We start from the raw sequence: 26,801 nt of genomic DNA, 5'->3' as shown, positions 1-26,801 counted from the left end.
TAATTTTTTCTCAGGCGTTGGCTGTCATTTCCTCGACAACCGACAATACGCTAAACGGCAGAGGGGTATCTTGCTCCACCCGCCACAACTGCTCAGTCCCGCGCGAGCGCCACCCCAAGGCCCGCACAGTAATATCGCCGGTAAACTGATCTCCGCCACTGTCCAAAATGGCCGTTGGCCCCATCCGTTTAAACGGGATATCACTCAACCCCCGTCCCACATCCAGTTTCAAAGCCAGGGTATCCTTAAGCCTAAACGTCAAGGAGACCAGCCGGACCCGACCACCTTGCGTCGCGTTTCCCGTCGCTTGTGGGGCTGGTGGCAATGGCTCCAGCACATGCGTGTAGGACAAACCGGCTTCAAGTTTAAAAACCGGATCAACAAGACTAATCTGCCCATTGACGACGGTTTGATCGCTCATCAAAGCTCCATCCGCCACTAGTTTCAGCTTTTGCCCCTCAAGATGCTCCAAACCTGACCAATTTGTCGCGCCCTCCTGATCCATCCCGAAGAGACTGCTATCTGTTGACAAGTCATCGTCAAACACCTCGATAAAAATACCGCCGCTACGTTCCACCAGCACATAGGCCTCGCGTCCCACAACGGCGACATTTAAAAACTTCCCTTGGGTTTCCAGCACAGACCACGCTGATATCTTTTCTGCACGATAAACGCTTAACGCCCCCATCGTGCCATCGCCCATCACCATGTAGAACAAACGACGATAACTGTCGTAATCCTGATCCTGTGGATCATTCATCAAGTGTTTACACAGCATGGCGAGATCGTTGGATTGATAGGCCTGCTCCATATCCGTAAACAGAAATTCCCGCAGATCCTGTCCATCACGCGATGTAAACAGGGTCGCCCCATCCACATTGCGTGGGGGCACATAGCGATCCACGGGCGCACCGACACGGGTTTGGCGTTTCAACTGAATCGTTTCCGGCGTCAACGGTTCCCCAGACACCATCCATTCCGCACCTGACGTAAAAATTTGCAAATGGCGGGAGGAAAAAAGCGATCGAACAGCGTTCACCTGATCAGACAGAATGGCAAATTCGATGGCTTCATCATCCAGCCCTTCCCCCAAATCAAAGTTAAACAGATCCGATGATTTGGACATCCACAAGCGATTGGGTAAATCACGCGTCCCACCAATGACCAACCGATCCTGATGAAACACCACCGATACGGGCCAGCCATGCACATTTGAAAAGGCTTGTTCCTCCCAATCTTTTGTAGCGAGCGTGTCCACCAGATCGCTTTTATCTTTCACCAAGGCCTGCGCTACCGTCGGGGAGGTTACCTCCGTCACCTCGACTTCGCGTTTTGCCAACCGCAAACGCGTACCCACGTGATCTGAGGTAAAGACATCCGCACTCGCGGTTAAAGTTACCGTCCCCGTCGTCGCACTGGCCGTTAACGTCACCTCATCTTTGCCAAATTTATAATAGGGCTGTTGAAGACGCCCCGTTTCCTCATCCTCATAGAAAGACCAGTCGGAAATCGTCCATTGCGTATGGGATGTCCGACTGATTTTACGTGGGGCAAGGTCAGGATGAACGACCAAAAGCGTATCTGCACTTTGTGTCCAGTTGATCAGCTTCAACTGATCTTGCGTCCAAGGGGTTTCCACCTCCACTTCCTTGGTACCATCCCGATAAACCGTCAGTTTTAAATGGCTGAAGGACAGCAGATAACTTTGCTCAATATTAAACTCAAACGCCACCAACCGGGAGGGACCGGGCACTGTGTCGATATAGCGCAGCCCTGGCCTGCGCCGGACACCGCCTGTCGGATAAATGATCAGGTTGCGCATTTTTGACATGCCGTTTTCATAGGCTTTCAAATCCCCGCGCCCAATAAGAAAGGGGGAAATCTCCCCCCCTGAAAAACTGTTTTTTGAAATTCTGATCCGCGCCATTTAATACCTCACATTAATCAACCCGTCCAAATCAATGGCTTGCGGGGTTTGTTGCTGGGCATCAATGGTGCGTGCTCGTTGCAGTTCCTTTTCTGCCACGCGTTGAAATGCTTCTGCCCGCGATGCACTTTCTGTCAAAGGCACACAAAATTCTGCTGCCAGATGTGAAATAAGACATTGGGAAAAATAAGCAGGATAATCACTCGGGTCCGCCCGATAAATATACGACAAGACAACCTCGTCCAAATCCGTATGTAGCCGTTTTTCCTGAATACGATAGCGCACACCGCGCCCCACATTGCCCGTCCCCGCGGACAGCGCCCTTAAGAAGTCCCCCGGCAATTGATAGGCATAGCTAAAGTCCGCAATTGGCTGTGCCATCAACCGTGGCAACCGCATTTGTGCAGTGGCAAAACTCCAAGGGTAGGAGGACAACAGCGCATCACACACCCCATCAAAAAGGTTATTCGAAACCTCGGCTTCGGCTGTGCCTTCATCAAATGACGAAATGGTATGCGCGCCGATTTTTAATAGAGCGCGCGAACATAGCCCGATCTTGGTTAAAGACATACTCTCCCCCTGACTTCCAAATTTATAAAACCGTTTTAGATAAAAAAAATCGTCTGATGCTATTCTTGATTTAGAAAGGCCCAAACCTTTGTTTTTGCGAATGAATAAAATTAAAAATAAGTTCGCTTCCATCTGGGAATGCGCTATGATTCCGCGCAATCGTGCCAGGCTATTCTGACGCGAAAACGAACAATATGTACGATATGGGGCCCCCATGTTGGTTGATGACCGTGAAAACAAAAGACTGAAACAACGACAACAGATCAGCCAGTTTATCGATAGTCTGAAAGAGAAGACCAATGAACTGGATATCTGGGCCAAACAAGCCGAAGGCACTCTCACGGGCGAAGGCTTCAAAACCTATCTTGAGTTTCGCGATCTCGTCGTTGAGTGCGAAAGCTTTAATGAAATCATCCAGCGCCGTTTGACCAGCAGTGAAAAAGAGGGCGAAAATCCAGACCTTCAGGAACAGCTCGACCAACTCACCGCACGCCAATTGTCCTTGGCGATGCACGCCTCCTTACAGTTCCTAAAATATATTTCAGAAAAAAACCTTCCCCTCGGCTCCAAAGAAGTCTTCATTCGTGAACTACACGACCTGCATCGTATGAGAAAAAATCTGGAGAGCGAGCGCCTGCACGACAAGGTGGATGCCATCGCCTTGGAAGAACAGAAAAAGGTCGAGGAAATCCTGAATATGGTCATTGAAAAGGCTCCGCAGCTCTTCAGCTTTGAAAACCTTTCCAATGAACCAGATGAGGATGAGTATTACCGTTAGTCGGTATTGACGGCCCCTAAAGGGGACATATCCGCCACATCCACGGCTGTAGACGTACTGGACGCAATCAGAAAAATGCCCGCAGCCGGCACACCGGACGTTGACACATTCGCCATCACCATATCCCCCGCACGCAGCATGTCGGCCGCATCGTTAAAATAGCCGCTGGTATCCACATCCGCAGCGCTATCCGCAGTCGTGTAGTGCCACAAAGTGAAGCCGTTGGAATAGGCAAGTACGCTCAGGTTCTTTGATTCAAAAGCCATATTTGTATCCTTCATAAAAAACCCCGCGACCAATCTAAGGATCGCGGGGTGAAAATAAATCTGGGGTGATCGTTTTTAGGCTGTTTCAAGACAACGCATGGAAATCACGCCCGTCGGGTCAATCAGGATCGAGCCTTGACTCATCATATTGTTGACAAAGTGCGCTGCGCGATCCCCATGCCAGGACACATCCGACTGGATATCCTGACCGATGGCGTGACCCACGGCTGTTTTATGATACCAGTAGCAATAGCGTACATCCCCCGTCTTGGTCAGACCGGAATGGGGCATCCACAGCGTGCCCAGCCATTTTTTCGCTTGCGTCCCTTTCCACGGCAGATCGTCATCACCGACATAATCCGCCTTGGTAAATTCGTCGATCTGCAACAGATCAGACCATTGTTTCCACCCAACGATGGCATAGCGATCGCCATCATCAGGCACATCGGCTTCGCCCATCATCTCAAAGGCTTCCAGCACTTTGGCTTTGGTCAAACCATCAACCCCATCACCCGCAAAATTGGTGGATTTATCCAACTCATTGATGACCAGCTCGTCCGTTTTACGGCCCAGCGCATACGCGCCCGCTTTGGACACCACCTGCATCTCGTTGATGTTGGTCTTGATCTCGTCCAGTTTGTCGATCCAGTCGCCAGCGTAATAATCATACAGCTTACATTCCACCGGTTCGTGATCGATATTCATGATCGGCACTTTACCATGACGACCTTTCGTGCTGGCTGTGCCTTTACCGATCTTCTGGAACGTGGTCGTCGCCCCTTCAATGTTGTTTTTGGTACGCACTGTGTTGCGCAATTTTGACCCCATTTGCTGATACTGCAAATGGACCTCGGCCACATAATGACCGATAAACGAATTTTCAACGGATGTAGACATTACATCACTCCTTGTTGTTGGATTATCTGAGAATGCGGCGCTTAAACCATGGTTATGGATCCACACATCCGCCAGGACAGGCCACGAACAAAAAAGACGGGCCGCAGCCTTTCTTTAAAAAGGTCGGTTATCCGTCTGTTTTCTGTTTGTAAAAATTTTGATCAAAACGAGATTAAAAAAGCTGTTCCCTCCCCCGAATGAAACAGCTTTGGATGCAAGACGCACCTCTCCCGTTGACAAGAACATAAATAGAACACTTAAACCCGAAAGTCAATGATTATTTTCCTATTTTGTTCTTTTTTCCGACATTTCATCGGCACTCGAAAAACCGAGACTATAGCCCAGCCTCTCCAAAAGATCGGCGGGGTTTTGTTTATTCAAGACCTCCAGAAAAGCCGATTTGGTTTTCGGGCCAATATCGCCATCTTCTTTCAATTGCGCACCGAAATCGTTTAACGTCCCCTGCAAACCCAACGCTTCTGCCTGCCCGCCCAACAGACCAGAAAAGGCTTGTGAAACCGCCTGCCCCAATCCTTGCGCCCCCGTAGCGCGCTGCTTGGGAAGGCTGCCGGCAAATTGACTGAGCGCCATCGCTTCCGACACTTTTTTAAGGCCATTCTCTTTTAAGGCAGCCCCCATCCCCAAAGTCGTTTTCGGGCCGATGACGCCATCTTCCTTTAAAGGCCGTTTGGGCGACAGGCGGTTCACGCCACCTTGCAACGTCTTGACAACGTCACGGGCCGCTTGGTCCCCGTTTTCACCGACCATCCGATAAATGACCTCCTGCAACGCATCGGGCAAAGTGTCGCCTTCTGGTGTAACCGGCATCATGGATCGTGATGGTCCCACCTGTTCAGATTTTGGCATCACCATGCGCCCTGTCTCATCAAAAGTGACCGGGTTTGTCCCGAAATTCTGATCGAACCATTGACGTTCTTTTTGAAAAAGCGCTTCTTTTTCCGCACGATCATTCGTCTGATTGCGGTGTTTCATGACCTCTTGCAGATCTTCTGGCGACCAGTTTTGCGGGTCTGTAAGCTGCCATTTGACCGACTGCCCTTCTTTTTTAAATTGAGCCATCAGGTCATTTACCAACTGACTTTTGTTCATTCTCTTCTCTCCTTTGCGTTTCGTTCGAACACAAAAAAAGGGAGCGATGGATTTTCCCATCACTCCCTTACTAAAACGACGCCGGACATCGCGCCTTAAACCTCAGGAAACAAAATGCTATTCGCCTCCTCAGCCCGCCATTGCGGATATTTCTCCATCACCTTCACAAACACCACATGATCTAAAAAATAATCCAACCATGAGATCAAGGCCCCGTAAGCTGTCGTTCGAAACCACGCCATATCCACAAAGGCAAACTGGCGGACAAAGGGGAAAATGGCAAAGTCCGCCAATGAAGCATTCTTCCCACACAAAAAGCCATTCTGCTCAATCCGACTATTCAGGTCTGTCAAAATGACTTCGGCCTTTGTACGTTGATCCAAGGGATCAACATTTTCATAGCGCGCGGCATATTTGTAACCGTCTAAATAGGTTTTAAACTGGTGATCATTCTGCGTAATCAGCTTATCCACACAGCTGTTGTCTGCAACCAACCATCCTTGCGGATCATTTTGTGACAATGCCCAGCGCATGATATCCAGACTTTCCTCAAGCACGCGTCCGTCAGTAAGCTGCAATACAGGGACGGTCGCTTTTGGCGACAATGCCAACATTTGCGAAGGTTTATCGCGCAAAACAACTTCACGCAATTCACAGGTCAAGCCACTGGCATAGATCGCCATTCTCGCCCGCATCGCATAGGGGCAGCGGCGGAAACTATATAAGATAGGATAAGACATAACCGCATCCTACCGCTGCCCCGCCGCCCATTCAACCCCGCTTAACCGGGATAGAGACGGCGAAAGCCTGCGCGCACCCGTTCCACCGTTGCCGGGTCACGATCACGCCAATATTTGGGGTCACGCATCAGACGGCGGACATCTTCGTCATTGCTGCCTTGTCCCGTATGCTCCATACGCCCCATACCCGGTTCGCCATCGCCCTTTGTCATCATTTCGTAAAGGGTCATGACCCCGTCATAGCTGCTCCCCATAGCTTCCAGCGCTTGTGGGCCAAACTTTTGTTCCCCCCAAGTGCGCAATTGACGCGCCGTTTCCTGCCAGCGATCTTCGCCGCCAAACTTTTCACATAAACGATCAATCTGTTGATGGGCGTGCAGGCTCGCGGTGATTTCAGCGACCAATGGTTCCAGCGCTTCATGGGCGAGGTCATACACAAGCTGCACCTGATCTTGCGTAAAACCCGCCCGATGCAATCGCTCATTCACCACCGGGTTAACCGCGAACAAATCACTTTTACAGTCCACACAATACTCACCGTGATGGGTCGGCACAGCCTTATGCAAACCTGCCCCGAATTTACGTTCCATCTCCCGATAGGATTGAGCCATGGCTTCTAGGCGTGGCTGGCTTTTTTCTCCATCCCAAAATTTTTCGGGGAGATAGTCCGGGCGCGGTGAAAGCGCCTGTGTCATGTCTTCAGTCATTTAATACCTCTTGTCATTTGTGTTTTGGGTCACGGCCCGCACGGACCAGACCGATGATGTAGGACACCAGATAACGTTGGCCTTCCAGATGGCGCAGTATACCATTATGGGCATTGGCCCCCAGCGGGCGTCCCAGTGTCATTTGTGCCAGATGAGACAAAGCCGTCTCCCCCTCCTGCCCCCTGAAACAGCGGGCAAAACAGGCGGCAATATCATCTTGGGATAACGTCGGGCTCTCGATTTGGCCCACTTCTTTTTCAAACCAGGACCACCCCGGATCATCAGATGCTGACATTCCCCATTCCTTTCATTACACTTTGCATTTTTTGCGGATCGGCCAGAATATCCTTGGCAATTTCGCTAACACTTTCACTCTCCCCCGCCCCTGTTTCGGTGTTGGCGAGAGAAAGCGCAGGCGCTTGTTGAGACGCGAGCGCGGCTGCCTCTTCCAGCTCCTGCGGGGTTTTTAGGATATCCATCGGCACCCCATAGGCTTTCGCCAAAAAGCGTGCCGTCTTTTCAGGATGAATAAGCCCCATCGCTTCCGGTCCCAAACTGCCTAAAGACTGAATCCACGCCAGAATGTCCTGCGCTTCCTTTCTCGTCTGTTGGCGCGCCAACGGGGATTTATATTGCAAATCAACGTAGCGCCCATCGATGCGCAAACCTTTGACTTCCCCGCGTCGATTCAGGATCGCCAAGGCACGCACCACCAACGGGGTCAACAGTTCCGCCTGCAAACGCCCATAGGTCGCCCCTAAAATCCGCGCCATTTCAGCTGAGCGTTCCAACACTTCCGTTGCGGTCATCTGCTTGCTGTCCGGCGTCCCTAATTTGTCTGCAAGTAAGGCGTGGCGGATGCGTTTGCGCAATTCCTCCAACACCACTTGTGACAAATCAAAACTGCCGGGGGATTGCAAGGGCGTCAACCCAGCCGATCCAACCGCTTTGGGGATAATCGTCCCCGGCACCAAGCGAATGGTTGCGGGGTTAAGCACCCCATCATCATCGGCTTGCCAAATCCCCGTCACGGCAATGGAGGCATTTTTTAAGGCCAATTCCACCACTTTATTTGCCGTCTTAATATCCGGCAACGCCTTCATGACCGGAGAACGTCCATAACTCTCCCCCGGTGCCTTCAACCAGCGAAAGCCGATAAACGGTGATTGGGAAAATGTCCCGCGCCGTAGCAAGACAGGTTCCCCCGTTCCGCCATAACCATGTTGCAGAACCGCCATATAGTCAAAGCGCGGCCCATTTTCGATCACCGCTTCAATCACTGCATAGCGAACTTCATGGTTTTGATCGGCTTTACTTTCCAAATCCGCTGGCAAACGCGCTTCCGGGAAGCGGGCCTTTAGATGCCCAAGGGGAATTTCACTGCGCCTAAAAGTGTCGCTTAACATGCCGGAGACGCCTTCCTCCATCATGACTTGTGATAAGGGGACCGCGGTAAAACGAAAGGCTGAAGCCATGCCCGGTGCCGCTTCTTCAAACAAAAGGCACGCACTCCCCACCGTCACCAAATCAAGGTAACACTGATGCATTTCGATGGAGAAATTGGATCTTTCGAAATGCGTTTGCAGGATTTGGGATGCTTTATCCAGATCACTGTTCAGGCTTTCCAGTTGATCCGGGTCGGCTTCCGGTCCGGATGTCAGGCCAAACCAGCGCGCCCAGGGCGGCGTCAAATGTGCCAGCATGCTGGCGGCCAACTGGTCCACCGCATCAGGGGCCGTGCCATCAAACAGTTTATCCGCCCGTTTTTCCCCCGCCATCCCATGGCTAAAGAAGCCCGCCCGATGAGGGAGCGCAAAGTCATAACATTCCTGCCAGTGACTTTCCCAAACCGTGCGCTTGTTTTTTGCTTGCTCAAATCGCTCAAGCACGTCTTTTGGTGTCAGTTCTGACATCAATCAGTCTCCCAACAGTTTTTTGCCCTGCCCCGTGTTCTCGCCACTTTCTTCCAATCCTCGCCATGAGGTCTGAATGGTTCCTTGGCGCCCGCGTCGGCGGCGTTCCATATTCTTTAATCGTTCATCACGCTCGGCCTCTGCCGGGTCTGGCGGCGCGGGTGGCTCTGGTGGTGGTGCGATTGGATCTGGGGATGAAAACATGCCTCCCATAACTTTCTCCTTACTTGGTCTTTGGGAAAATCAGAATCAGGTATAAAAAAAGCCCTCCAAGCAGAAGCTTGAAGGGCTTTGGTCACACTGATCCCGTTGACAAGAAGGAAGCTACCTCACCGGAACGAGAAAGTCAAGGACTTTTTTCCTAAATTAGACTTTTGTTCTCTTTTGTGAAGTTTTTGATAGAGCTGCCACGGGGTCAAGACCGCACAATCATGCAAACCGATAAGACGCTTCACCACTTCAACACAGGTCATGGGCGCCCAGCTAAAGGCTGCGGTCTTACCTGCATGCACATTCACTTTAACCACACGCATCCCCTGATCCTTATACCAGCGCATCAAACCCGCCAGCTCGAACCCTTCCAGCGGTTTAATCGTCAACCCTGTGCTTAACGGATCAATCCAGACACAGCCGCGATCGGTTTCCAGCATCACAAAACAATGGCGAAAACCCGGCTTTAAATAACGTAACCACCACACACCTGCATTATCACTAAACACCACCAGCGCCGTACTCATTCCACAATTCCTTTCTTCTGCAATGCTTTACCCAATTTTTCCAAGGCATCCCGCCATACAGGGACATGATCTTTTTCGTCCCCGACATATTCATCCGGCGGACACATTTTTTCGCCATATGAGCCCAACACCTGTAGATGGACATTATCCAAATGGTTACGGCGGAACAGCCCCATAACCGTGCGATAAACATCATCGGGAACACACGGGCGTGGCGTCATGGTCAACCCTGACACAATACGCGCGCCGTCTCTGCGCATTATTTGGCAGCGGGCAAACCAGAACCAGGCCTCCTCCCCATCCTGAAAAGGCGTGGTGTCCCCGTCCGGACAGGGTGCTGGAAAGATGCGTTTCATTTTTGACATAATATAAACTACCCCCAAGTGCATTTGCAAAATAGAACAAAACCTGAACATCTATTTATCGATTTTTTATCCTAAGTCAACGCTTCTTTTTCAATAAATTCCTATAGCCATATGATCTTATTTCTATAATAATGGGTGCTATGTTGAAACATGCTGACATTTGGCGCGCTGTTGATCGCCTCGCAAAAGAATACGGCCTCTCCGCTTCTGGATTGGCGCGTAAAGCTGGTCTTGACCCGACAACTTTCAATAAAAGCAAGCGCCTGACACGTGAGGGAAAAGCCCGCTGGCCCAGCACCGAAAGTATCGCCAAGGTCTTGGATGCAACCAAATCGGATCTCAGTGATTTTGTTACCTTCGTACATGGCGAAGCACCGCGCACAGCCTTTCGCAACGTACCGCTGATCGGGCTGGCCCAAGCTGGTTCTCACGGTTTTTTTGATGATGCAGGCTATCCCACCGGCGGCAGTTGGGATGAGATCCCTTTTCCCGACATCCCCGATTCCAATGCCTATGCCCTTGAGATTACCGGAGCAAGTATGGAACCCGTGTATCGCGATGGTGATCTGGTTCTTGTCTCCCCCGAGGCCAGCATCCGGCGCGGGGATCGGGTTGTCGTTAAAACAACAGAAGGCGAAGTGATGGCCAAGCAACTGCGCCGCCGCTCTGCTAGAAAGATTGAGCTGCAATCCCTCAACCCGGAATATGAAGATCGTTTCTTTGAAATGGAAGAGATCGTCTGGATTCACCGGATCATCTGGGCCTCACAATAGGCCTTTACAAATCACCAAAACAGATTAGGTCTACTTTCCTAAATAGGAGAATGAACCATGATAGATCTTGACCTGCGCTTCAACGGGCCTGTGCCAAAGTACCTTGGACATACGCACAGTGCCCCGCCGATATCAATCCGGCACAAAATAGAAGAGATATACAGGATCAAACAGATGAAAAAATACCAACTCAAAAAAAGATTTGTTTATCCTTCAAAAAATAATCCAATATCACAACATGAAAAGAACCTCGAAACAAAAGGACAAATCTGATGGGTAATGTAGGAAGCGGAAAGACGTGGACATATTTTGATGGGGAATGGAGCGAAGGCAATCCCAATACCATGGGGCCACGTACGCATGGTTTCTGGCTTTCCTCTAGTGTTTTTGACGGTGCACGCGCTTTTGACGGTGTGATCCCCGACCTCGATCTTCATTGCCAACGCTCCATCGATTCTGCGCGCCTCCTCGGTATGGCGCCAATGCTAAGTGCACAGGAGATTGCCGAACTGTCCTGGGAAGGGGTTGCCAAGTTCCCGGCAGATGCAGAACTTTACGTCTGCCCCATGTTTTATGCTGACTCAGGCTTTATTGCCCCCGATCCGTCAAGCACCCGTTTTGTCCTCAGCATCTTTGATGCCCCCTTACCCGAACCCACTGGTTTTAGCGCCTGTAAATCAAGCTTTAGACGCCCAGCACGTGACATGGCCCCGACAGAAGCCAAAGCCTCCTGCCTGTATCCCAACGTGGGGCGCTGCGTCACAGAAGCGCAAGGCAAAGGCTTTGACACAGCCGTCGTCCTAGACCCCAATGGCAACGTTGCTGAATTTGCCTATACCAACCTGTTTTATGTGAAAGACAAGGTAATTTACACCCCGGTGCCCAACGACACCTTCCTGAACGGGATTACGCGCCAACGCGTCATCAAGCTTGCCAGAGAAAACGGCTTTGAAGTGGTTGAGAAATCCGTCAAATTTGAAGAAGTGATGGCAGCCGATGAAGTCTTTGGAACGGGCAACTACTTCAAGGTCGGCCCCTGCACCAAACTGGAAGATCGCGATCTACCCATTGGGGACATCACCATGCAATTGCGCGACTTGTATTTTAAGTGGGCAAAGGCCTGAGAATAGGCAAAAAAAAAGCCGGGCCAAAAGGCCCGGCATAAGTCTTTAACAGGGAGGCTTCACGTCTGGGAGACGTAGGACCAGAAGACTGGCCCCAAAATCGAAAAAAACTTTCGAAACTGTGCGATACCGCAGTGCGGTGTCGACAGGCACGTTCTACCCCCCTCGGGCCATAAAATAAATACCCTTTCCTGCAACCCAATTATGCGTTTTCCTCATAGTAGCGCCCTAAAACATTCAAAAAGCGCAAACCTATACTTTTGAGGTAAACCCCTTGCGTCACAAACAGAAACCAGATTTTAGGCAAAAAAACCGGGCCAAAAGGCCCGGCAAGTTTTAACAGGGAGGCTTCACGTCTGGGAGACGTAGGGTCGACCCCGGAGGGGGACCCTCCTTCAGCAAAATCTGAAGGGAAGTAACTTTGCTGCAACGCAACAAAGTTAGTAAACAATATGTATCTTGTTGCAGGTGCGAACACCATAGCAAAAATGGCAAGGCTGTCATGCATTTACTGCATACTTGACCATGCAGTTAGGAAATAACTATTTTAAAACAAAACCTTATAACCAAGAAATTATATTGCTTGGCTCATTTTTCTGACGATAAAATCTCTAAATAAAGTGATTCTTTTCGAGTTTCTAAGCTCTTCAGGATACACAAAATAGGTATCAATGATCGGACCGCGCAACTCAGGCAGAATTTCCACCAAATTGCCGACTTCGCGACTCATATATTCCGGCAAGGCCCCCAGACCAAGTCCGCTTTGCACCGCACGGAAAATCCCATAAACGTTATTCACCCGCAGAGCCGCTGTCCGCTTGGTGCCATCAGAACGGCCCGCCGACAATAACCAGTTCAGCCCCTGTACTGGCTGTTTAACGTCATCCCCATAGACAATGATGCGATGCTTGTCCAGATCCTGCGGCTTTGTTGGCATCCCATGCTTTTTGAGGTAATCCGGCGCCGCATAGATATGATACGGCATGCTCCAGAGATGACGCTGAATCAAATCCGGTTGCTTGGGAGGGCTGAGCCGAATCGCGACATCTGCCTCCCGCATGGACAAATCAAGTTCATTATCCGTCAGCACCACACTCACTTCAATATCCGGGTAAAGTTCCAAAAATTCACGAAGTTTAGGTGTTAACCATGTGGAGCCAAAGGCAACCGTCGTTGTAATCTTCAACGTGCCTTGCGGGCTTTCTTTAGATTCGCTCAGTTGGCTTTCCACCATAGCCAGCTTGGCAAAGACTTCATGGGCTGTTTTATAGAGAAGCTCACCCTGTTCGGTCAGAATCAGACCACGGGCGTGACGGTGAAACAAGCTCACCTGAATACTTTCTTCCAATGCACTGATCTGCCGGCTAACCGCCGACTGGCTCAGATTTAGATTTTCACCTGCATGAGTAAAACTGCCTGCTTCCGCAACGGCATGAAAAACTCGTAATTTATCCCAATGCATTGTTCTTCCTATTCTACACACGCATAATAGCCATGCGTATATAGCATAGATGAAAAAGGCGAAAGAGAAAACTGCCCTTTCGCCTTAAACAAATTCAAAATGTAACAAAAGTTACTTTATTAGCCTTCTTGCTCACTAATAAAGCGCTCGGCTTCTAGCGCGGCCATACAGCCCGTCCCCGCGGCTGTCACCGCTTGTTGGTAAATTTTATCCTGCACATCACCCGCGGCATACACGCCCTCAATGCTGGTCAGGGTACTATCCGGTTTGGTGACGATGTAGTTTTCATCATCCATTTCCAACTGGCCTTTAAACAAGCCTGTGTTCGGATCATGACCGATTGCGATAAACGTCCCGTGTACCGGAATGGTTTTCAGCTCGTCCGTCTTAATGTTTTTAACGCGAACACCTGTGACCCCGAACGGTTCTTCTTCCCCGACGATTTCGTCAATAACGCTATCCCAGACCATCTCGACTTTTTCATGCTTCAACAAACGGTCCTGAAGGATTTTCTCCGCGCGCAATTCATCACGACGATGGATCAAGTACACTTTGGATGCAAAGTTTGTCAGGTAAAGCGCCTCTTCAACAGCCGTGTTACCGCCGCCGACAACCGCAACATCTTTGCCGCGATAGAAGAAGCCATCACAGGTCGCACAAGCAGATACGCCGAAGCCTTGATATTTTTGCTCTGAGTCCATGCCTAACCAACGCGCAGACGCGCCAGTAGAGATAATCAGCGTGTCACCCGTATAGACCGTGCCGCTGTCCCCTGTCAGTTTAAACGGACGCGAAGACAAGTCAGCCTCAACGATCGTGTCATCAAACATGGTCGTGCCAACGTTCTTCGCCTGATCGTGGAATTGGTCCATCAACCATGGGCCTTGGATCGGGTCTGCAAAACCGGGATAGTTTTCCACATCTGTCGTAATAGTCAGCTGACCGCCAGGCTGTAAACCTTTTACCAAAATCGGTTTTAAGTTTGCGCGTGCTGCATAAATCGCCGCTGTATAACCGGCAGGGCCAGAGCCTAGAATAAGAACTTTAGAGTGGTGTGTTTCGGACATGGAGAACATCCTTGAGAATCTGATTGTCGAAAGAGAGCGCTAATCTAGGCACGTCTGGCCCGATACGCAAGATAGAAGAAAAAAAGGGAAGCCAAGGCTCCCCTTTTTACTATTTTACCAAGTATCGTAATACTTAGAGTTTGTCAGAGTTTGCTGACAAGTACGCTGCAACGCCGTCTGGAGTCGCTGTCATACCGGAATCACCTTTGTTCCAACCCGCCGGGCAAACTTCGCCGTGCTCTTCGTGGAAGATCAGCGCGTCCAGTGTACGGATTGTTTCGTCAACGTTACGGCCCAGCGGCAGATCGTTAACGAGTTGGTGGCGAACAACGCCGTTTTTGTCGATGATGAATGTGCCACGGAACGCGATGCCCGGACCTGTTTTCACACCGTAGTCAGTGACGATGTCTTTCGTGATGTCAGCAACCATCGGGAACTGAACCTGACCCAAACCACCTTCGTTTACCGGTGTGTTTTTCCACGCCAGGTGTGTGAAGTGAGAATCGATGGAACAAGCGATAACTTTCGCGCCACGTTCTTCAAAAGCCGCACGACGTTTGTCAAATGCGATGATTTCAGAAGGACATACAAACGTGAAGTCCAACGGATAGAAGAACAGAACGCCGTAAGAACCGTCGAGATAGGATTTCAGGTTAAATTCTTCATTGATAGAGTTGTCGCCCATAACAGCCGGTGCTGTGAAATCAGGAGCTTCTTGACCTACGAGAACTTGAGACATTACATCTTCCTTTTTTTTGAATGATTCAAAACTAGCGACAGACTACCCTCTCTCCCTATTGATTGCAACCGGGAAAAAGCGCGTCCTGAATTTCGTTACGTTAACGGCTTTTTGATTTCAGGGCTATAGCTTGCTTCTTAAAATTTATCAAAAAAATCAAATAGCTAGATCAAAAGCCCCCTCTCGTTTTCTAAACTAGCGGCTAACCCCTCCCCAGCTAATCATTTTTCATTTTCGGATCGTACTTTTATGCATTTTGCAATGAAATTTTCTTGCGCTTTTTTTGTAAGCTTCTCTTGGCTTACGCTGCACAACATTGTAATATCGTTGCGTCTATCAAGGAATTTTTGGAGTAGAATTATTATGCAAAAGGTCAAACTTGACCGAATCGATCGCCGCATTCTTGCAGACCTGCAAGACGACGGTCGTATGACAAATGTCGAATTGGCCCGCCGCGCCGGCATATCAGCTCCACCTTGTTTGCGTCGGGTGCGCGCCCTTGAAGAAGCAGGCTTTGTGCGTGGCTATCACGCAGAGCTTGACCCCGCCGCGCTTGGATTTAACGTGACTGTCTTCGCTCAGGTTGGCCTCAACAGCCAAGCAGAAGCCGACTTAAAAGCTTTTGAAAACCTGATCGCTTCCTGGCCGGAAGTACGCGAATGTCACATGCTGGCAGGTGAAACAGACTTTCTGCTGAAAATCGTTGAAAAAGACTGGGATTCCTATCAACAGTTCCTAACAAAATCCCTGACATCAGCGCCTAATGTAGCTCATGTCAAATCTTCCATGACGATTCGCAGCGCCAAGACGATCCCCGGTGTCCCCATTAAAGTGGACGTCCCGGATGACGTTGACGCGACAGAAGAGTAAGCCTCTCTGTACAGATATAAAAAAAGCGGTGCTGTTTAACAGTCACCGCTTTTTTTGTGGAACTCTTCAAAGGGAATTACTTGAATTCCACTTCCAGAATTTCATAGGCCTTTATACCGCCCGGTGTGCGTACTTCGACGCTATCCCCGATGCTCTTGCCGATTAAGGCGCGGGCCAAGGGGGCTCCAACAGACAGCTTGCCACCTTCAAGGTTGGCTTCGTGCTGACCAACAATCTGGTACGTGGTTTCTTCGTCCGTTTCTTCATCGACAACAAGAACTGTCGCCCCAAAACGAACCACGTCACCGGACAAGGTTTTCGGGTCAATCACCTCTACTACGCTGATCACCGATTCCAGCTCTTTAATGCGGCCCTCGATGAAGCCCTGCTTCTCGCGTGCCGCATGATACTCGGCGTTTTCAGAAAGATCGCCATGTTCGCGGGCTTCAGCAATCGCCGCAATTACCGCCGGTCGTTCGACCGACTTCAAATTTTTCAACTCTTCTTCAAGCTGGGCACAACCCTCAGCTGTCATGGGTATGCGATCCATAACTCTATTCCCATACGATCGGTAAAAAAACAGATGCGCCCCCACACAAGATGTGAGGGCGCAAAAAACAATAACGTGCCTACTTAAGCCGAATTAGAAGGACTTGTCAAAGTAAGATTGAAGGGCTGCCACTTCCAAAGCACCCGCACGCAAGGCCGCAATTGCATCAGCAGCTGCATTGGCACCGGTCATTGTCGTGTAATAGGGGATACCCTGCGTCAGCGTCTCGCGACGGATGGAATAACTGTCTTCAATCGCTTGAATACCTTCAGTTGTATTAATCACCAACTGAATTTCGTCATTCAAAATCGCATCCACACAGTGGGGGCGACCTTCGATCACTTTGTTGACAGTTTTCGCCGCAATGCCTTTTTCTGCCAGATAACCTGCAGTACCGGATGTGGCCATCAGCGAGAAGCCCATATCCACCAGCTTCTGTGCAATCGGCACGATCTTTTCTTTATCGCGCTCTTTTACAGAAACAAAGGCACAACCTTCTGTCGGAAGATGCGCACCGGCACCCATCTGTGCTTTCAAAAACGCTGTCGGGAAGTCTTTATCCAGACCCATGACTTCGCCTGTAGACTTCATTTCCGGGCCCAACAATGTATCAACACCGGGGAAACGTGCGAACGGGAAGACCGCTTCTTTCACCGCGACGTGATCCAGTTTCGGCATCTGACCTTCCAGACCAAAGTCTGCCAGCTTTTCCCCCGCCATGACACGCGCACCGACTTTCGCCACGGCAACACCAGTCGCTTTGGCTACAAACGGGACCGTACGTGAGGCACGTGGGTTCACCTCGATGATGTAGATCACTTCTTCCTTCACGGCGAACTGAACGTTCATCAAGCCGACAACCTTCAACGCCTGCGCCAGCGCAACCGCTTGATTTTTCAGCTCTTCAATGACTTTGTCGCTGAGGGAATAAGGCGGCAGAGAACAAGCCGAGTCACCAGAGTGAATGCCTGCTTCTTCGATATGCTGCATGATACCGGCGATATAGACGTTGCCGTCGCTATCCCCGATGGCATCTACATCCACCTCAATCGCATCTTGCAGGAAGCTATCCAACAGAACCGGGCTGTCACCAGACACCTGAACGGCTTCTTTCATGTAGCGTTTCAGACGATCCATGCTGTGCACGATTTCCATCGCACGACCACCCAGAACATAGGACGGACGAATAACAAGCGGGAAGCCGATGCTTTCAGCGACCTTCAGTGCTTCTTCTTCAGAACGCGCCAGACCGTTGGACGGCTGTTTTAGCCCCAGTTGCGCCAGAAGCTGTTGGAAACGTTCACGATCTTCGGCAAGGTCGATCGCATCAACACTTGTCCCAAGGATCGGAATATCTGCTTTTTCAAGGGCGTTTGCCAGTTTCAACGGTGTTTGGCCACCGTACTGGACGATCACGCCTTTAACATGTCCGTTGGACTGTTCGACGCGGATCAACTCGATCACATCTTCTTCCGTCAGCGGCTCGAAATACAGACGATCAGACGTATCATAGTCCGTGGAAACCGTTTCCGGGTTACAGTTGACCATGATGGTTTCGTAACCGGCTTCTTTCAATGCGTAAGACGCATGCACACAGCAATAGTCAAACTCGATCCCCTGACCAATACGGTTCGGCCCCCCCCCAAGGATGACGATTTTTTCACGGTCGCTTGGATCAGATTCACATTCCGGCGGGGTGATCCCATCACCTTCGTATGCGGAATACATGTAGGAGGTCTTGGACGGGAATTCCGCCGCACAGGTATCCACACGTTTGTACGTCGGGTGAATGTTCAACACCTTACGACGGTATTTCACCACTTCGATATCTTTGCCCGTCAGCTCGGAGATCCGCTGATCAGAGAAACCCATCTTCTTGTAGCGTTGCAGCTCGTCCGCCTCGCCCGGCAGACCGCGCAGGATCAATTCCTGCTCCGCATCAACAATGTCTTTGATCTGACGCAGCATCCATGGCTCATATTTACAGGCCGCCTGAATTTCTTCCAACGTCAGCCCATGGCGGAACGCTTGCGCGATCACCAACAGACGATCAGAACGCGGCTTGCCCAACTCGCCGATCACAGCCAGCTTACCTTCCGGCCCGTTCGCGCCTTCGATTTCAACTTCGTTCAATCCTGTCAGGCCGGTTTCCATGGAACGCAGACCTTTTTGCAGAGATTCTGCGAAGGTACGACCAATGGACATGGCTTCCCCAACAGACTTCATCGCTGTGGACAGACTGTCGTCTGTACCCGGGAATTTCTCGAACGTGAAACGCGGGATTTTGGTGACAACGTAATCGATGCTCGGCTCAAACGACGCCGGTGTGCAGCCGGTTATATCATTGTCCAGCTCATCCAATGTGTAACCCACCGCCAGTTTCGCTGCGATTTTCGCAATCGGGAAACCTGTTGCTTTGGATGCCAATGCGGACGAACGTGAGACACGCGGGTTCATCTCGATCACGATGAGGCGGCCATTTTCCGGGTTCACGGTAAACTGAACGTTAGACCCGCCCGTATCCACACCAATTTCACGCAAGACCGCTAAAGAGGCATTCCGCATGACCTGATATTCTTTATCCGTCAGGGTCAGCGCCGGTGCCACGGTGATGGAGTCCCCTGTGTGAACGCCCATCGGGTCCACGTTTTCAATGGAACAAATAATGATGCAGTTGTCTTTTTTGTCCCGCACCACTTCCATCTCATACTCTTTCCAGCCGAGAAGCGATTCTTCGACCAGAACTTCAGACGTCGGGGACGCTGCCAGACCGCTTGCCACGATCTTTTCAAATTCTTCTTTGTTATAAGCAACACCGCCGCCGGTACCACCAAGCGTAAAGCTCGGACGAATGATCACCGGCAAGCCGATTTCCTTCAGCGCTTCGTCCGCTTCTGCGCGGGTGTGACACACGAAGGAACGTGCGTTTTCCAGACCGATCTTGGTCATCGCTTCACGGAAGCGCTCGCGGTTTTCCGCCTTGTCGATCGCATCGGCCGTCGCGCCGATCATCTCGATCCCCAGACGTTCCAGCGTGCCATTATCATACAAGGCCAAGGCCGTGTTCAAGGCTGTCTGACCACCCATGGTCGGCAGCAGTGCATCGGGCTTTTCTTTTTCAAGGATCTTCGCGACCACTTCCGGTGTGATCGGTTCAATATAGGTGGCATCCGCCATCCCCGGATCGGTCATGATCGTTGCGGGGTTGGAGTTCACAAGAATGACGCGATAGCCTTCCTCACGCAGCGCCTTACACGCCTGAGCCCCTGAATAATCGAACTCACACGCTTGACCGATCACAATCGGACCGGCCCCAATAATCATAATCGATTTTATATCTGTACGTTTTGGCATGACTAACCTTATCGTCCTTACAACATAACATCCCTGCAAAACAGGGAACCTAAAACTTTCTCAATCCATTCAGGCGCGCCAATGGCACCCCTAAAAACGGAGACTATGTATCTAGCGGCCCAGATACCCGGCCATGTCTAAGCCGTGCAACGTGATGGAGGCCATGAACGGCGGTGTCGCTGACACGTTCAGTTCATGATCTTCCAAAATCACTGCACCGACATCACAGAGTTCTTGAAGCCAGTTCGCAAGCTGAGCACGTGTCTCGAAACTCACGTTAAATTCTTCGCAAATCCCTTCCACGTCACGAAACACCCCACCCGGTAGCTGATCATCTTCAGCTAGGGCACTCAGCAGTTTCGTGGCGTGGACAGTGAGGGACATTATTTTTTCGCCTTCGCCATCAGGTCAACAAAGCGACCAAAGAGATAGTGGCTATCTTGCGGCCCCGGTGACGCTTCCGGGTGGTGCTGCACAGTAAAGACAGGCTTGTCTTCCAGTGCTATCCCTTCCAATGTTTTATCAAACAGGGAACGGTGCGTGATGGTGGCGTTTGCCGGCAGTGTTTCTTCGTCCACCACAAAACCGTGGTTCTGGGATGTGATTTCAACCTGACCTGTGATCAGGTCTTTCACCGGATGGTTTGCCCCGCGATGCCCCAGGTGCATTTTATATGTCTTTGCACCCAAAGCCAGACAGGTCATCTGGTGCCCCAAGCAAATGCCGAACATCGGCTTACCGCCTTCCATGATCTTTTGGATCATCGGCACCGCATATTCACCCGTTGCCGCCGGATCACCCGGTCCGTTGGACAAGAAGACCCCATCCGGGTTGTAGGCAAGAATATCTTCTGCTGATGTTGTGCCCGGCACGACCGTCACTTTACAGCCTGCAGCCGCCAAACAGCGCAGAATGTTACGTTTCGCCCCAAAGTCCACCGCGACCACATGATACTTCGGGTCTTCCTGTTTGGCGTAGCCTTCGCCCATCGTCCATGCGGCCTCAGTCCACTCGTAAGGTTTTTCGCACATGACTTCTTTTGCCAAATCCATCCCTTCCAGACCGGGGAAGGAATTTGACATTGTATTCAGGGCGTCCAGATCAATGTCCTGACCTTTTGGCAAATGGATGATGGTCCCGCCCGGGGCGCCATTGTCACGGATATGACGTGTCAGTTGGCGTGTATCGATGCCGGAAATCCCGACGAGGTTGGACGCTTTCATCCAGGCGTCAAAATGTTCAACCGCACGCCAGTTTGCCGGCTCTGTAATGTCGGCGCGCAAAATGCAGCCGCGGGCAACGGGTTTGGCTGTTTCAATATCTTCGGCGTTGGTACCGGTGTTACCGATGTGAGGGAACGTGAAAGTAATGATCTGGCCCGCATAAGACGGGTCCGTCATAATTTCCTGATATCCGGTGATAGATGTGTTGAAGCACACCTCACCGATTGCGACACCCTCTACGCCAACACCTTTCCCCCAAAAAACAGTTCCATCCGTCAATACCAGTGCGGCATTGGCGTTTTTGGGACGGGCTTTCGGCGGCATGGGTGCGACCGGCGCTTTTGTCTGCGACATGGCTTCGGTGTCCTTTATAAAAGAGCTATATTCAATCAATGCCTATAGGCAAATTGGCGCGTTGATAAAGAAATCTACCACGGTAGTCAAGGGGGAGTCACAAATAAAATAAATCGTTATTTTTCAATATGTTACAAAACCTTTTCTGATTGATTTTTTCTGTCACTTAGTATAAGTTTCTTGCTTTCCTTAAAACAACATAGTGCAAGGTTATGCTTCGCGAGCAGATTAAATCCGCCCTCAAAACGGCGATGGTAGCCAAAGACGCGCATGCGGTTTCGACGCTGCGCCTAATTATGGCAGCCCTTAAAGACCGCGACATTGCGGCACGTACACAAGACAAACCGGACGGCATTTCTGACGAAGAAATCCTGTCTCTCATGCAATCCATGATCAAGCAACGTCGTGACAGTATCACCATGTACGAAAACGGTGGTCGTCTTGAACTGGCAGAGCAAGAAGCAAAAGAAATCGAGGTTATCGAGACATTTTTGCCAAAACAGATGTCTGAAGACGAAATTGGTGCCGCTGTCGATTCTGTCATTGCAGAATTGGGCGCAACCAGCCTGAAAGACATGGGGCCAACCATGAAAGCTATCCGTGACCGGTTCGCCGGCCAAATGGATTTCGGTAAGGCAAGTGCCATCATCAAATCCCGCTTAGCTTAACTTTCGCGGAAACATAAATGGCGATCCCTCCCGGCTTTCTAGATGAATTAAGAAACCGCGTCTCTGTTTCGGAGATTGTCGGGAAAAGGGTCAAGCTTACCAAAAAAGGTCGGGAACATTCCGGCCTTTGCCCTTTTCACAACGAAAAATCCCCGTCCTTTACCGTCAATGACGATAAAGGCTTTTACCATTGCTTCGGTTGCGGGGCACATGGGAGCGCCCTTGATTTTTTGATAAATACCGAAGGGCTGACATTCCCCGAAGCTGTAGAACGTCTCGCACTGCAAGCCGGTATGGATGTGCCGCAAGACACGCCAGAACAGCGTGAACGCAGCGAAAAGCGCAATACCCTTTACGATGTCATGGAGCACGCCACGCTTTATTATGAGCGCGCGCTTAAAATGCCAGAAGGTAAGATCGGCCTCCAGTACCTAAAAAACCGTGGGCTGAGCGAAAACACGATCAAGCACTTCCGTCTCGGCTATTCGCCCAACATCAAAGGCGGGCTGGTGGCGGCGTTGAAACGCGAAGGGATCGACGAACGTTTGATGATTGAGGCAGGCTTACTCATCCAGCCAGATGATCGCGCGCGCAGTCCTTACGAACGTTTTCGTGAACGGGTCATGTTCCCCATCACAGACCGCCGCGGCAAAGTCATTGCCTTTGGTGGGCGATTGCTGGGGGATGGCAAACCCAAATATCTAAACTCTCCCGACACCCCCCTGTTTCACAAAGGGACTGTCCTCTACGGCCTCGCCCAAGCACGCGAAAGCGCCCACAAAAAAGAAGAGATTATCGTCACCGAAGGCTACATGGACGTGATCGCCCTTGCCCAAGGGGGCTTCCCCAATGCCGTTGCGCCTCTCGGGACTGCCCTGACCGAAGATCAGATCCAGCTTCTGTGGCGCATGAGTCGTCGCCCGACCTTGTGTTTTGACGGGGATGCCGCCGGCCAACGTGCCGCCGCACGCGGGGCCGAACGAGCCCTCCCCCACCTCAAACCCGGGTTCGGTTTAAAGTTCGTCCATCTGCCAGAAGGCGAGGACCCGGACAGCTTGATTAAAAAACACGGCAGCGATGCCATGCAGACATTGCTCGACAAAGCCATCCCTTTGTCCGAATTGCTGTGGCGCATGGAAAGCGAAGGGATCAATCTTGATACCGCCGAAGATCGCGCGTATTTAGAAGATCAACTTAAAAAACACGCCTTCCAAATTGAAGACGAATCGGTGAAAAGCCATTTCCTCGCGGCCTTAAAAGATCGCATCTGGAACGAAATTCGAGCGAAAAAAGACTCAAAACCATTTCAACGCAAACGAGATTGGCGCGCGGAGAAAAAAAATCACCGCACTCATTTAGAGGCAAAAAGCAGTTTAAACACAAAGATAAACGCGCAAAACTGGCGGGAAACCTTACTCTTGGCCGCCGTCATTCTACATCCAAATATAATTGATGAGGTCGGCGAGCGTTTGGGACTGCTGAATTTCATGAGCGATTCGCTTGACAACCTTCGTCAGGAAGTTCTAAAGACCCTCGATGGGGATTTGGGCCTTGATTCTAGCGCGCTTCAAGACCACCTCGTAAAGAACGGGTTTTCAGGCCCACTAAAATCTCTGCTAGGTAAGTTCCATGCACCAAACGGTGGGAAGTTTATCGGGCATGAGACTTTCTTGCATCCTGACCGCCCGATCGACGTTGTACTGCGTGGCTGGGACCATACGTTCACTTTATATATGAACCAACGGGATCTAGCGACGGAGTTCAAAGAATTGAAACGCAGGCTCGAACTAGAAATGACCCCGCAAGCCCTGAGTCAATTTCAGGCTCACCAGAAGCTCATGGGGATGGTTGATACCGATGAAGACGAGACAGGTGGATATTCTTTCAAATTGAATGAAGAAGATTTGTTTGATTAACGCTCTTTACATATTCATGGCGCATCTTACCTAATGAGTCCGCTCTTTAGTTTTTTTAAAGATCGCTTCATTGATAGTTTTTAAAGTTCACGGGGAATCGCATGTCTGCGAAAGCTGCAAATACGACCGAAGCAAAAACCAAACAAGAAGAAGGCGGTGATGGCCCACTTCTTGATTCCCTTGGTGCCGCCGTTAAGAAGATGCTTGCCAAAGGCAAGGATCGCGGTTTCATCACTTATGACGAGTTAAACACGGCGCTTCCGCCGGATAAAATGTCTTCCGAACAGATCGAAGACACGATGTCCGCCCTGTCTGAAATGGGTATCAGCGTTGTTGAAAACGAAGAAGCGGAAGACGACGACAACGACGACGAAAACGAAGAAAAATCCGGTAACATCGACGAAAACGACACGGGTCGTACCGACGACCCTGTACGCATGTACCTGCGCGAAATGGGCAGTGTTGAATTGCTGTCGCGTGAAGGTGAAATCGCGATTGCAAAACGTATCGAAGCCGGTCGTGAAATGATGATCGGTGGCATTTGTGAAAGCCCGATTACCATTCGCTCTATCGTGGAATGGCACGACGCCCTGATCAATGGCGACATTTTACTGCGTGACATTATCGATCTGGAAACCACATATGGTGGCGGCCCGGATACAGAAGAAGTCGAAGCCGCAGCAAAAGACCTAGAAGAAGACACCGACACTGACAGCATCAGCGCTGACATCGACGACAACGATAATGACGACGATGATGAAAAAGAAATCGAAGCCCCAGACGGCGTTGATACCGCTGGCGAAGACGACGACATGGATGACATGGACGAGTCTAAAGAAGGGGAAGAAGACGAAGACGGCGAAGATTCTTCTGGTGACGACGACGGCGTAGAAGAAAACAACGTCTCTTTGGCGGCAATGGAAGAACAACTCCTGCCGCAAGTCGTTGAAAATTTTGAAAAAATTGCAAAGACTTACGACAAACTCCACAAAGCGCAGGAACAACGCCTGACCACATTGGGTAAAGGTGAAAAAGTTTCCACAACCATCGAACGCCGCATTGAAAAACTGCGTCATGAACTGGTTGGGCTGATGGAAGAAGTTCACCTGAACAACGGTCGTATTGAAGAATTGATGGACCACCTTTATGGTCTCAACAAAGCTTTGATGAACTGTGAAGGTCGTATGTTGCGCTTGGCGACAGGCTGTCGCGTGTCACGTGCTGACTTCCTCAAGCAATACTACGGTCACGAACTCGACCCCAACTGGCTGGAACGCGTGGCTGAACTGCCCGCCAAAGGCTGGCAGCGTTTTGCTGAACGTCATCAGGACGAAATCATCAAGCTGCGCGCCCGTGTCACAGAAGTTGCCGGTGAAGTCGGACTGCCCATCGCTGAATATCGCCGCATTGTCTCCACCGTTCAAAAAGGTGAACGTGAAGCCAACCGCGCGAAAAAGGAAATGATTGAAGCTAACCTGCGTCTGGTTATTTCCATTGCGAAAAAATATACCAACCGTGGCCTGCAATTCCTGGATCTCATTCAGGAAGGCAACATCGGCCTGATGAAAGCGGTTGATAAGTTCGAATACCGTCGTGGATACAAGTTCTCCACCTATGCGACTTGGTGGATCCGTCAGGCGATTACCCGTTCTATCGCCGATCAGGCCCGCACAATCCGTATTCCGGTTCACATGATCGAAACCATCAACAAGCTGGTGCGCACTAGCCGCCAGATGCTGCATGAGATCGGTCGCGAACCCACACCGGAAGAACTGGCTGAAAAGCTCTCCATGCCGCAAGAAAAGGTCCGTAAGGTCCTTAAGATTGCCAAAGAGCCGATCTCCCTTGAAACCCCGATCGGGGATGAGGAAGACAGCCATCTGGGTGACTTCATCGAAGATAAAAACGCCGTTCAGCCGCTGGATGCTGCCATTCAGTCTAACCTGCGTAACACAACAACACGCGTCCTGTCTTCCCTGACACCGCGTGAAGAACGTGTGCTTCGTATGCGTTTTGGTATCGGTATGAACACCGATCACACGTTGGAAGAAGTTGGTCAACAGTTCTCGGTTACCCGCGAACGTATCCGTCAGATTGAAGCGAAAGCCCTTCGTAAGCTCAAACACCCGAGCCGTTCACGTAAATTGCGCAGCTTCCTCGACTATTAATCATCTATGTCTTGACGTGGCGTGAGTTTTCATTAAATTCACGCCACATCTGACACGGATGATATCTCTGATACATATCATCTTTACTGTGGGGCAGTAGCTCAGTTGGTTAGAGCCGACCGCTCATAACGGTCTGGTCGGGGGTTCAAGTCCCTCCTGCCCTACCAAACCTCTTTTATTTAGTGGTTTCAATAGCTTACAACCTCCTGAACCATAACGGTTCTGGGGTTGTTTTGCTATGTGCACATGGCATTGGTGCTGTCGGTGGTAGGCCAGAGTGTGACACTAAAGTGTGTCACATCAGGTGCCGATTATGAGCCGGGTAGCGGGTCTATATCGGCGTGGAAACGTCTGGCAATACCGTGTCCGGGTGCCGATGGATATACGGTTAATTTTGAACCGTGAATTCATCAGACGGTCTTTAAAAACAGCGGATTACGGTGAAGCATTACGTCGGGTAAGAACGGTGTCATATGACATTGCAATGATGTTTGATGATGTTCGTCGTAATGGTGATGGGGTC

29 protein-coding genes and 1 tRNA gene are annotated in these 26,801 nt (G+C 50.6%); 10 read left to right on the top strand and 20 right to left on the bottom strand.

Features of this window, described 5'->3' with window-relative positions; genetic code table 11:
• Positions 1-10 precede the first annotated feature (10 nt).
• Positions 11-1,927, bottom strand: coding sequence for a phage tail protein (locus Q397_RS0117780; RefSeq protein ID WP_028880559.1), 1,917 nt, complete (start codon positions 1,925-1,927; stop codon positions 11-13).
• A complete protein-coding gene (locus Q397_RS0117775; protein ID WP_028880558.1) occupies positions 1,928-2,497 on the bottom strand; it encodes a phage connector family protein in 570 nt (189 codons plus the stop codon).
• A gap of 214 nt (positions 2,498-2,711) precedes the next feature.
• On the opposite strand from Q397_RS0117775, the gene Q397_RS0117770 reads away from it, so the two are divergent.
• Entirely contained in the window at positions 2,712-3,275 is a 564-nt protein-coding gene (locus Q397_RS0117770) for a hypothetical protein (RefSeq protein WP_028880557.1), read from the top strand.
• On the opposite strand, the gene Q397_RS0117765 is transcribed toward Q397_RS0117770, so the two are convergent.
• The 10 genes from Q397_RS0117765 to Q397_RS0117720 form a co-directional block, all read right to left on the bottom strand.
• On the bottom strand, positions 3,272-3,541 hold the full coding sequence (locus Q397_RS0117765; RefSeq protein ID WP_028880556.1) for a hypothetical protein: 270 nt from the start codon (positions 3,539-3,541) through the stop codon (positions 3,272-3,274). The genes Q397_RS0117770 and Q397_RS0117765 overlap by 4 nt on opposite strands.
• A gap of 75 nt (positions 3,542-3,616) precedes the next feature.
• Complete coding sequence (locus tag Q397_RS0117760; RefSeq protein WP_028880555.1) at positions 3,617-4,438, bottom strand: phage capsid protein; 822 nt, start codon at positions 4,436-4,438, stop codon at positions 3,617-3,619.
• A gap of 285 nt (positions 4,439-4,723) precedes the next feature.
• The gene (locus tag Q397_RS0117755; RefSeq protein WP_028880554.1) at positions 4,724-5,548 is read right to left on the bottom strand and encodes a lysozyme family protein; all 825 of its coding nucleotides are present in this window, start codon (positions 5,546-5,548) and stop codon (positions 4,724-4,726) included.
• Between the two features lie 95 nt (positions 5,549-5,643).
• Positions 5,644-6,288 carry a glutathione S-transferase gene (locus Q397_RS0117750; protein WP_028880553.1) on the bottom strand — a complete coding sequence of 215 codons (645 nt, stop codon included), beginning with the start codon at positions 6,286-6,288 and terminating at the stop codon, positions 5,644-5,646.
• Between the two features lie 41 nt (positions 6,289-6,329).
• A complete protein-coding gene (locus Q397_RS0117745; protein WP_028880552.1) occupies positions 6,330-6,995 on the bottom strand; it encodes a capsid assembly protein in 666 nt (221 codons plus the stop codon).
• Between the two features lie 13 nt (positions 6,996-7,008).
• Positions 7,009-7,290: a Bbp19 family protein gene (locus Q397_RS0117740; RefSeq protein ID WP_028880551.1), complete on the bottom strand. Its 282-nt coding sequence runs from the start codon at positions 7,288-7,290 to the stop codon at positions 7,009-7,011.
• The gene (locus tag Q397_RS23255; RefSeq protein WP_084149114.1) at positions 7,277-8,908 is read right to left on the bottom strand and encodes a portal protein; all 1,632 of its coding nucleotides are present in this window, start codon (positions 8,906-8,908) and stop codon (positions 7,277-7,279) included. The genes Q397_RS0117740 and Q397_RS23255 overlap by 14 nt, the downstream gene beginning before the upstream one ends.
• A 3-nt stretch (positions 8,909-8,911) precedes the next feature.
• A complete protein-coding gene (locus Q397_RS24810) occupies positions 8,912-9,112 on the bottom strand; it encodes a hypothetical protein (RefSeq protein ID WP_240475099.1) in 201 nt (66 codons plus the stop codon).
• 125 nt (positions 9,113-9,237) lie between these two features.
• Positions 9,238-9,645 carry a hypothetical protein gene (locus tag Q397_RS23250; RefSeq protein WP_051610283.1) on the bottom strand — a complete coding sequence of 136 codons (408 nt, stop codon included), beginning with the start codon at positions 9,643-9,645 and terminating at the stop codon, positions 9,238-9,240.
• Positions 9,642-10,010, bottom strand: coding sequence for a hypothetical protein (locus tag Q397_RS0117720; RefSeq protein WP_028880549.1), 369 nt, complete (start codon positions 10,008-10,010; stop codon positions 9,642-9,644). Before Q397_RS0117720 ends, Q397_RS23250 begins: the two co-directional genes overlap by 4 nt.
• A gap of 140 nt (positions 10,011-10,150) precedes the next feature.
• Between Q397_RS0117720 and Q397_RS0117715 the strand changes: the two genes are divergently transcribed.
• Genes Q397_RS0117715 through Q397_RS0117705 form a run of 3 tightly spaced genes read left to right on the top strand, consistent with a single transcriptional unit; the run spans position 10,151 to position 11,907 of the window.
• Positions 10,151-10,783, top strand: a complete 633-nt coding sequence (locus Q397_RS0117715; RefSeq protein WP_028880548.1) for a S24 family peptidase — start codon at positions 10,151-10,153, stop codon at positions 10,781-10,783.
• A 57-nt stretch (positions 10,784-10,840) separates the two neighbouring features.
• Positions 10,841-11,056, top strand: a complete 216-nt coding sequence (locus Q397_RS25225; RefSeq protein ID WP_028880547.1) for a hypothetical protein — start codon at positions 10,841-10,843, stop codon at positions 11,054-11,056.
• Positions 11,056-11,907 carry a branched-chain amino acid aminotransferase gene (locus Q397_RS0117705; protein ID WP_028880546.1) on the top strand — a complete coding sequence of 284 codons (852 nt, stop codon included), beginning with the start codon at positions 11,056-11,058 and terminating at the stop codon, positions 11,905-11,907. The genes Q397_RS25225 and Q397_RS0117705 overlap by 1 nt, the downstream gene beginning before the upstream one ends.
• A 202-nt stretch (positions 11,908-12,109) precedes the next feature.
• On the opposite strand, the gene Q397_RS0117700 is transcribed toward Q397_RS0117705, so the two are convergent.
• The 4 genes from Q397_RS0117700 to Q397_RS0117685 form a co-directional block, all read right to left on the bottom strand.
• Entirely contained in the window at positions 12,110-12,415 is a 306-nt protein-coding gene (locus Q397_RS0117700; protein WP_028880545.1) for a hypothetical protein, read from the bottom strand.
• Between the two features lie 66 nt (positions 12,416-12,481).
• Positions 12,482-13,369: a LysR family transcriptional regulator gene (locus Q397_RS0117695; RefSeq protein WP_028880544.1), complete on the bottom strand. Its 888-nt coding sequence runs from the start codon at positions 13,367-13,369 to the stop codon at positions 12,482-12,484.
• Between the two features lie 119 nt (positions 13,370-13,488).
• Positions 13,489-14,436: a thioredoxin-disulfide reductase gene (gene trxB, locus Q397_RS0117690; protein WP_028880543.1), complete on the bottom strand. Its 948-nt coding sequence runs from the start codon at positions 14,434-14,436 to the stop codon at positions 13,489-13,491.
• A 133-nt stretch (positions 14,437-14,569) separates the two neighbouring features.
• A complete protein-coding gene (locus Q397_RS0117685; protein WP_028880542.1) occupies positions 14,570-15,175 on the bottom strand; it encodes a peroxiredoxin in 606 nt (201 codons plus the stop codon).
• 363 nt (positions 15,176-15,538) lie between these two features.
• Here Q397_RS0117685 and Q397_RS0117680 point away from each other — a divergent pair, with 363 nt between their 5' ends.
• Positions 15,539-16,045, top strand: a complete 507-nt coding sequence (locus Q397_RS0117680) for an Lrp/AsnC family transcriptional regulator (protein WP_028880541.1) — start codon at positions 15,539-15,541, stop codon at positions 16,043-16,045.
• Positions 16,046-16,121: 76 nt separating this feature from the next.
• On the opposite strand, the gene greA is transcribed toward Q397_RS0117680, so the two are convergent.
• The 4 genes from greA to carA all read right to left on the bottom strand — a co-directional run bounded on the left by greA (position 16,122) and on the right by carA (position 21,526).
• The gene (gene greA / locus Q397_RS0117675; protein WP_028880540.1) at positions 16,122-16,595 is read right to left on the bottom strand and encodes a transcription elongation factor GreA; all 474 of its coding nucleotides are present in this window, start codon (positions 16,593-16,595) and stop codon (positions 16,122-16,124) included.
• 93 nt (positions 16,596-16,688) lie between these two features.
• Entirely contained in the window at positions 16,689-19,949 is a 3,261-nt protein-coding gene (gene carB, locus Q397_RS0117670) for a carbamoyl-phosphate synthase large subunit (RefSeq protein WP_028880539.1), read from the bottom strand.
• Positions 19,950-20,060: 111 nt separating this feature from the next.
• The gene (locus Q397_RS0117665) at positions 20,061-20,333 is read right to left on the bottom strand and encodes a hypothetical protein (protein ID WP_028880538.1); all 273 of its coding nucleotides are present in this window, start codon (positions 20,331-20,333) and stop codon (positions 20,061-20,063) included.
• Complete coding sequence (carA, locus tag Q397_RS0117660) at positions 20,333-21,526, bottom strand: glutamine-hydrolyzing carbamoyl-phosphate synthase small subunit (RefSeq protein ID WP_084149113.1); 1,194 nt, start codon at positions 21,524-21,526, stop codon at positions 20,333-20,335. The genes Q397_RS0117665 and carA overlap by 1 nt, the downstream gene beginning before the upstream one ends.
• Positions 21,527-21,738: 212 nt before the next feature.
• On the opposite strand from carA, the gene Q397_RS0117655 reads away from it, so the two are divergent.
• From Q397_RS0117655 to Q397_RS25305, 5 genes are all read left to right on the top strand, one after another.
• Complete coding sequence (locus Q397_RS0117655) at positions 21,739-22,194, top strand: GatB/YqeY domain-containing protein (RefSeq protein WP_028880536.1); 456 nt, start codon at positions 21,739-21,741, stop codon at positions 22,192-22,194.
• Between the two features lie 17 nt (positions 22,195-22,211).
• On the top strand, positions 22,212-24,110 hold the full coding sequence (gene dnaG / locus Q397_RS23245; RefSeq protein WP_084149112.1) for a DNA primase: 1,899 nt from the start codon (positions 22,212-22,214) through the stop codon (positions 24,108-24,110).
• A gap of 101 nt (positions 24,111-24,211) precedes the next feature.
• Positions 24,212-26,278, top strand: coding sequence for an RNA polymerase sigma factor RpoD (gene rpoD / locus Q397_RS0117645; protein WP_028880535.1), 2,067 nt, complete (start codon positions 24,212-24,214; stop codon positions 26,276-26,278).
• Positions 26,279-26,368: 90 nt separating this feature from the next.
• A tRNA-Ile gene (locus Q397_RS0117640) sits at positions 26,369-26,445 on the top strand.
• Between the two features lie 146 nt (positions 26,446-26,591).
• Positions 26,592-26,801, top strand: a 210-nt coding sequence (locus Q397_RS25305; protein ID WP_205618859.1) for a DUF6538 domain-containing protein, incomplete at its 3' end; no start/stop codon positions are given.

The organism is Terasakiella pusilla DSM 6293, assembly GCF_000688235.1.
In the GTDB taxonomy this organism is placed as follows: domain Bacteria; phylum Pseudomonadota; class Alphaproteobacteria; order Rhodospirillales; family Terasakiellaceae; genus Terasakiella; species Terasakiella pusilla.
This window is presented reverse-complemented; position numbering and strand designations above follow the sequence as displayed.

Excerpts from the sequence above, each read along its gene's own strand:
- Q397_RS0117780 (WP_028880559.1), bottom strand. The coding sequence starts at position 1,927 with ATGGCGCGGATCAGAATTTCAAAAAACAGTTTTTCAGGGGGGGAGATT.
- Q397_RS0117775 (WP_028880558.1), bottom strand. The coding sequence starts at position 2,497 with ATGTCTTTAACCAAGATCGGGCTATGTTCGCGCGCTCTATTAAAAATC.
- Q397_RS0117770 (WP_028880557.1), top strand. The coding sequence starts at position 2,712 with ATGTTGGTTGATGACCGTGAAAACAAAAGACTGAAACAACGACAACAG.
- Q397_RS0117765 (WP_028880556.1), bottom strand. The coding sequence starts at position 3,541 with ATGGCTTTTGAATCAAAGAACCTGAGCGTACTTGCCTATTCCAACGGC.
- Q397_RS0117760 (WP_028880555.1), bottom strand. The coding sequence starts at position 4,438 with ATGTCTACATCCGTTGAAAATTCGTTTATCGGTCATTATGTGGCCGAG.
- Q397_RS0117755 (WP_028880554.1), bottom strand. The coding sequence starts at position 5,548 with ATGAACAAAAGTCAGTTGGTAAATGACCTGATGGCTCAATTTAAAAAA.
- Q397_RS0117750 (WP_028880553.1), bottom strand. The coding sequence starts at position 6,288 with ATGTCTTATCCTATCTTATATAGTTTCCGCCGCTGCCCCTATGCGATG.
- Q397_RS0117745 (WP_028880552.1), bottom strand. The coding sequence starts at position 6,995 with ATGACTGAAGACATGACACAGGCGCTTTCACCGCGCCCGGACTATCTC.
- Q397_RS0117740 (WP_028880551.1), bottom strand. The coding sequence starts at position 7,290 with ATGTCAGCATCTGATGATCCGGGGTGGTCCTGGTTTGAAAAAGAAGTG.
- Q397_RS23255 (WP_084149114.1), bottom strand. The coding sequence starts at position 8,908 with ATGTCAGAACTGACACCAAAAGACGTGCTTGAGCGATTTGAGCAAGCA.
- Q397_RS24810 (WP_240475099.1), bottom strand. The coding sequence starts at position 9,112 with ATGTTTTCATCCCCAGATCCAATCGCACCACCACCAGAGCCACCCGCG.
- Q397_RS23250 (WP_051610283.1), bottom strand. The coding sequence starts at position 9,645 with ATGAGTACGGCGCTGGTGGTGTTTAGTGATAATGCAGGTGTGTGGTGG.
- Q397_RS0117720 (WP_028880549.1), bottom strand. The coding sequence starts at position 10,010 with ATGTCAAAAATGAAACGCATCTTTCCAGCACCCTGTCCGGACGGGGAC.
- Q397_RS0117715 (WP_028880548.1), top strand. The coding sequence starts at position 10,151 with ATGTTGAAACATGCTGACATTTGGCGCGCTGTTGATCGCCTCGCAAAA.
- Q397_RS25225 (WP_028880547.1), top strand. The coding sequence starts at position 10,841 with ATGATAGATCTTGACCTGCGCTTCAACGGGCCTGTGCCAAAGTACCTT.
- Q397_RS0117705 (WP_028880546.1), top strand. The coding sequence starts at position 11,056 with ATGGGTAATGTAGGAAGCGGAAAGACGTGGACATATTTTGATGGGGAA.
- Q397_RS0117700 (WP_028880545.1), bottom strand. The coding sequence starts at position 12,415 with ATGCATGACAGCCTTGCCATTTTTGCTATGGTGTTCGCACCTGCAACA.
- Q397_RS0117695 (WP_028880544.1), bottom strand. The coding sequence starts at position 13,369 with ATGCATTGGGATAAATTACGAGTTTTTCATGCCGTTGCGGAAGCAGGC.
- trxB (WP_028880543.1), bottom strand. The coding sequence starts at position 14,436 with ATGTCCGAAACACACCACTCTAAAGTTCTTATTCTAGGCTCTGGCCCT.
- Q397_RS0117685 (WP_028880542.1), bottom strand. The coding sequence starts at position 15,175 with ATGTCTCAAGTTCTCGTAGGTCAAGAAGCTCCTGATTTCACAGCACCG.
- Q397_RS0117680 (WP_028880541.1), top strand. The coding sequence starts at position 15,539 with ATGCAAAAGGTCAAACTTGACCGAATCGATCGCCGCATTCTTGCAGAC.
- greA (WP_028880540.1), bottom strand. The coding sequence starts at position 16,595 with ATGGATCGCATACCCATGACAGCTGAGGGTTGTGCCCAGCTTGAAGAA.
- carB (WP_028880539.1), bottom strand. The coding sequence starts at position 19,949 with ATGCCAAAACGTACAGATATAAAATCGATTATGATTATTGGGGCCGGT.
- Q397_RS0117665 (WP_028880538.1), bottom strand. The coding sequence starts at position 20,333 with ATGTCCCTCACTGTCCACGCCACGAAACTGCTGAGTGCCCTAGCTGAA.
- carA (WP_084149113.1), bottom strand. The coding sequence starts at position 21,526 with ATGTCGCAGACAAAAGCGCCGGTCGCACCCATGCCGCCGAAAGCCCGT.
- Q397_RS0117655 (WP_028880536.1), top strand. The coding sequence starts at position 21,739 with ATGCTTCGCGAGCAGATTAAATCCGCCCTCAAAACGGCGATGGTAGCC.
- dnaG (WP_084149112.1), top strand. The coding sequence starts at position 22,212 with ATGGCGATCCCTCCCGGCTTTCTAGATGAATTAAGAAACCGCGTCTCT.
- rpoD (WP_028880535.1), top strand. The coding sequence starts at position 24,212 with ATGTCTGCGAAAGCTGCAAATACGACCGAAGCAAAAACCAAACAAGAA.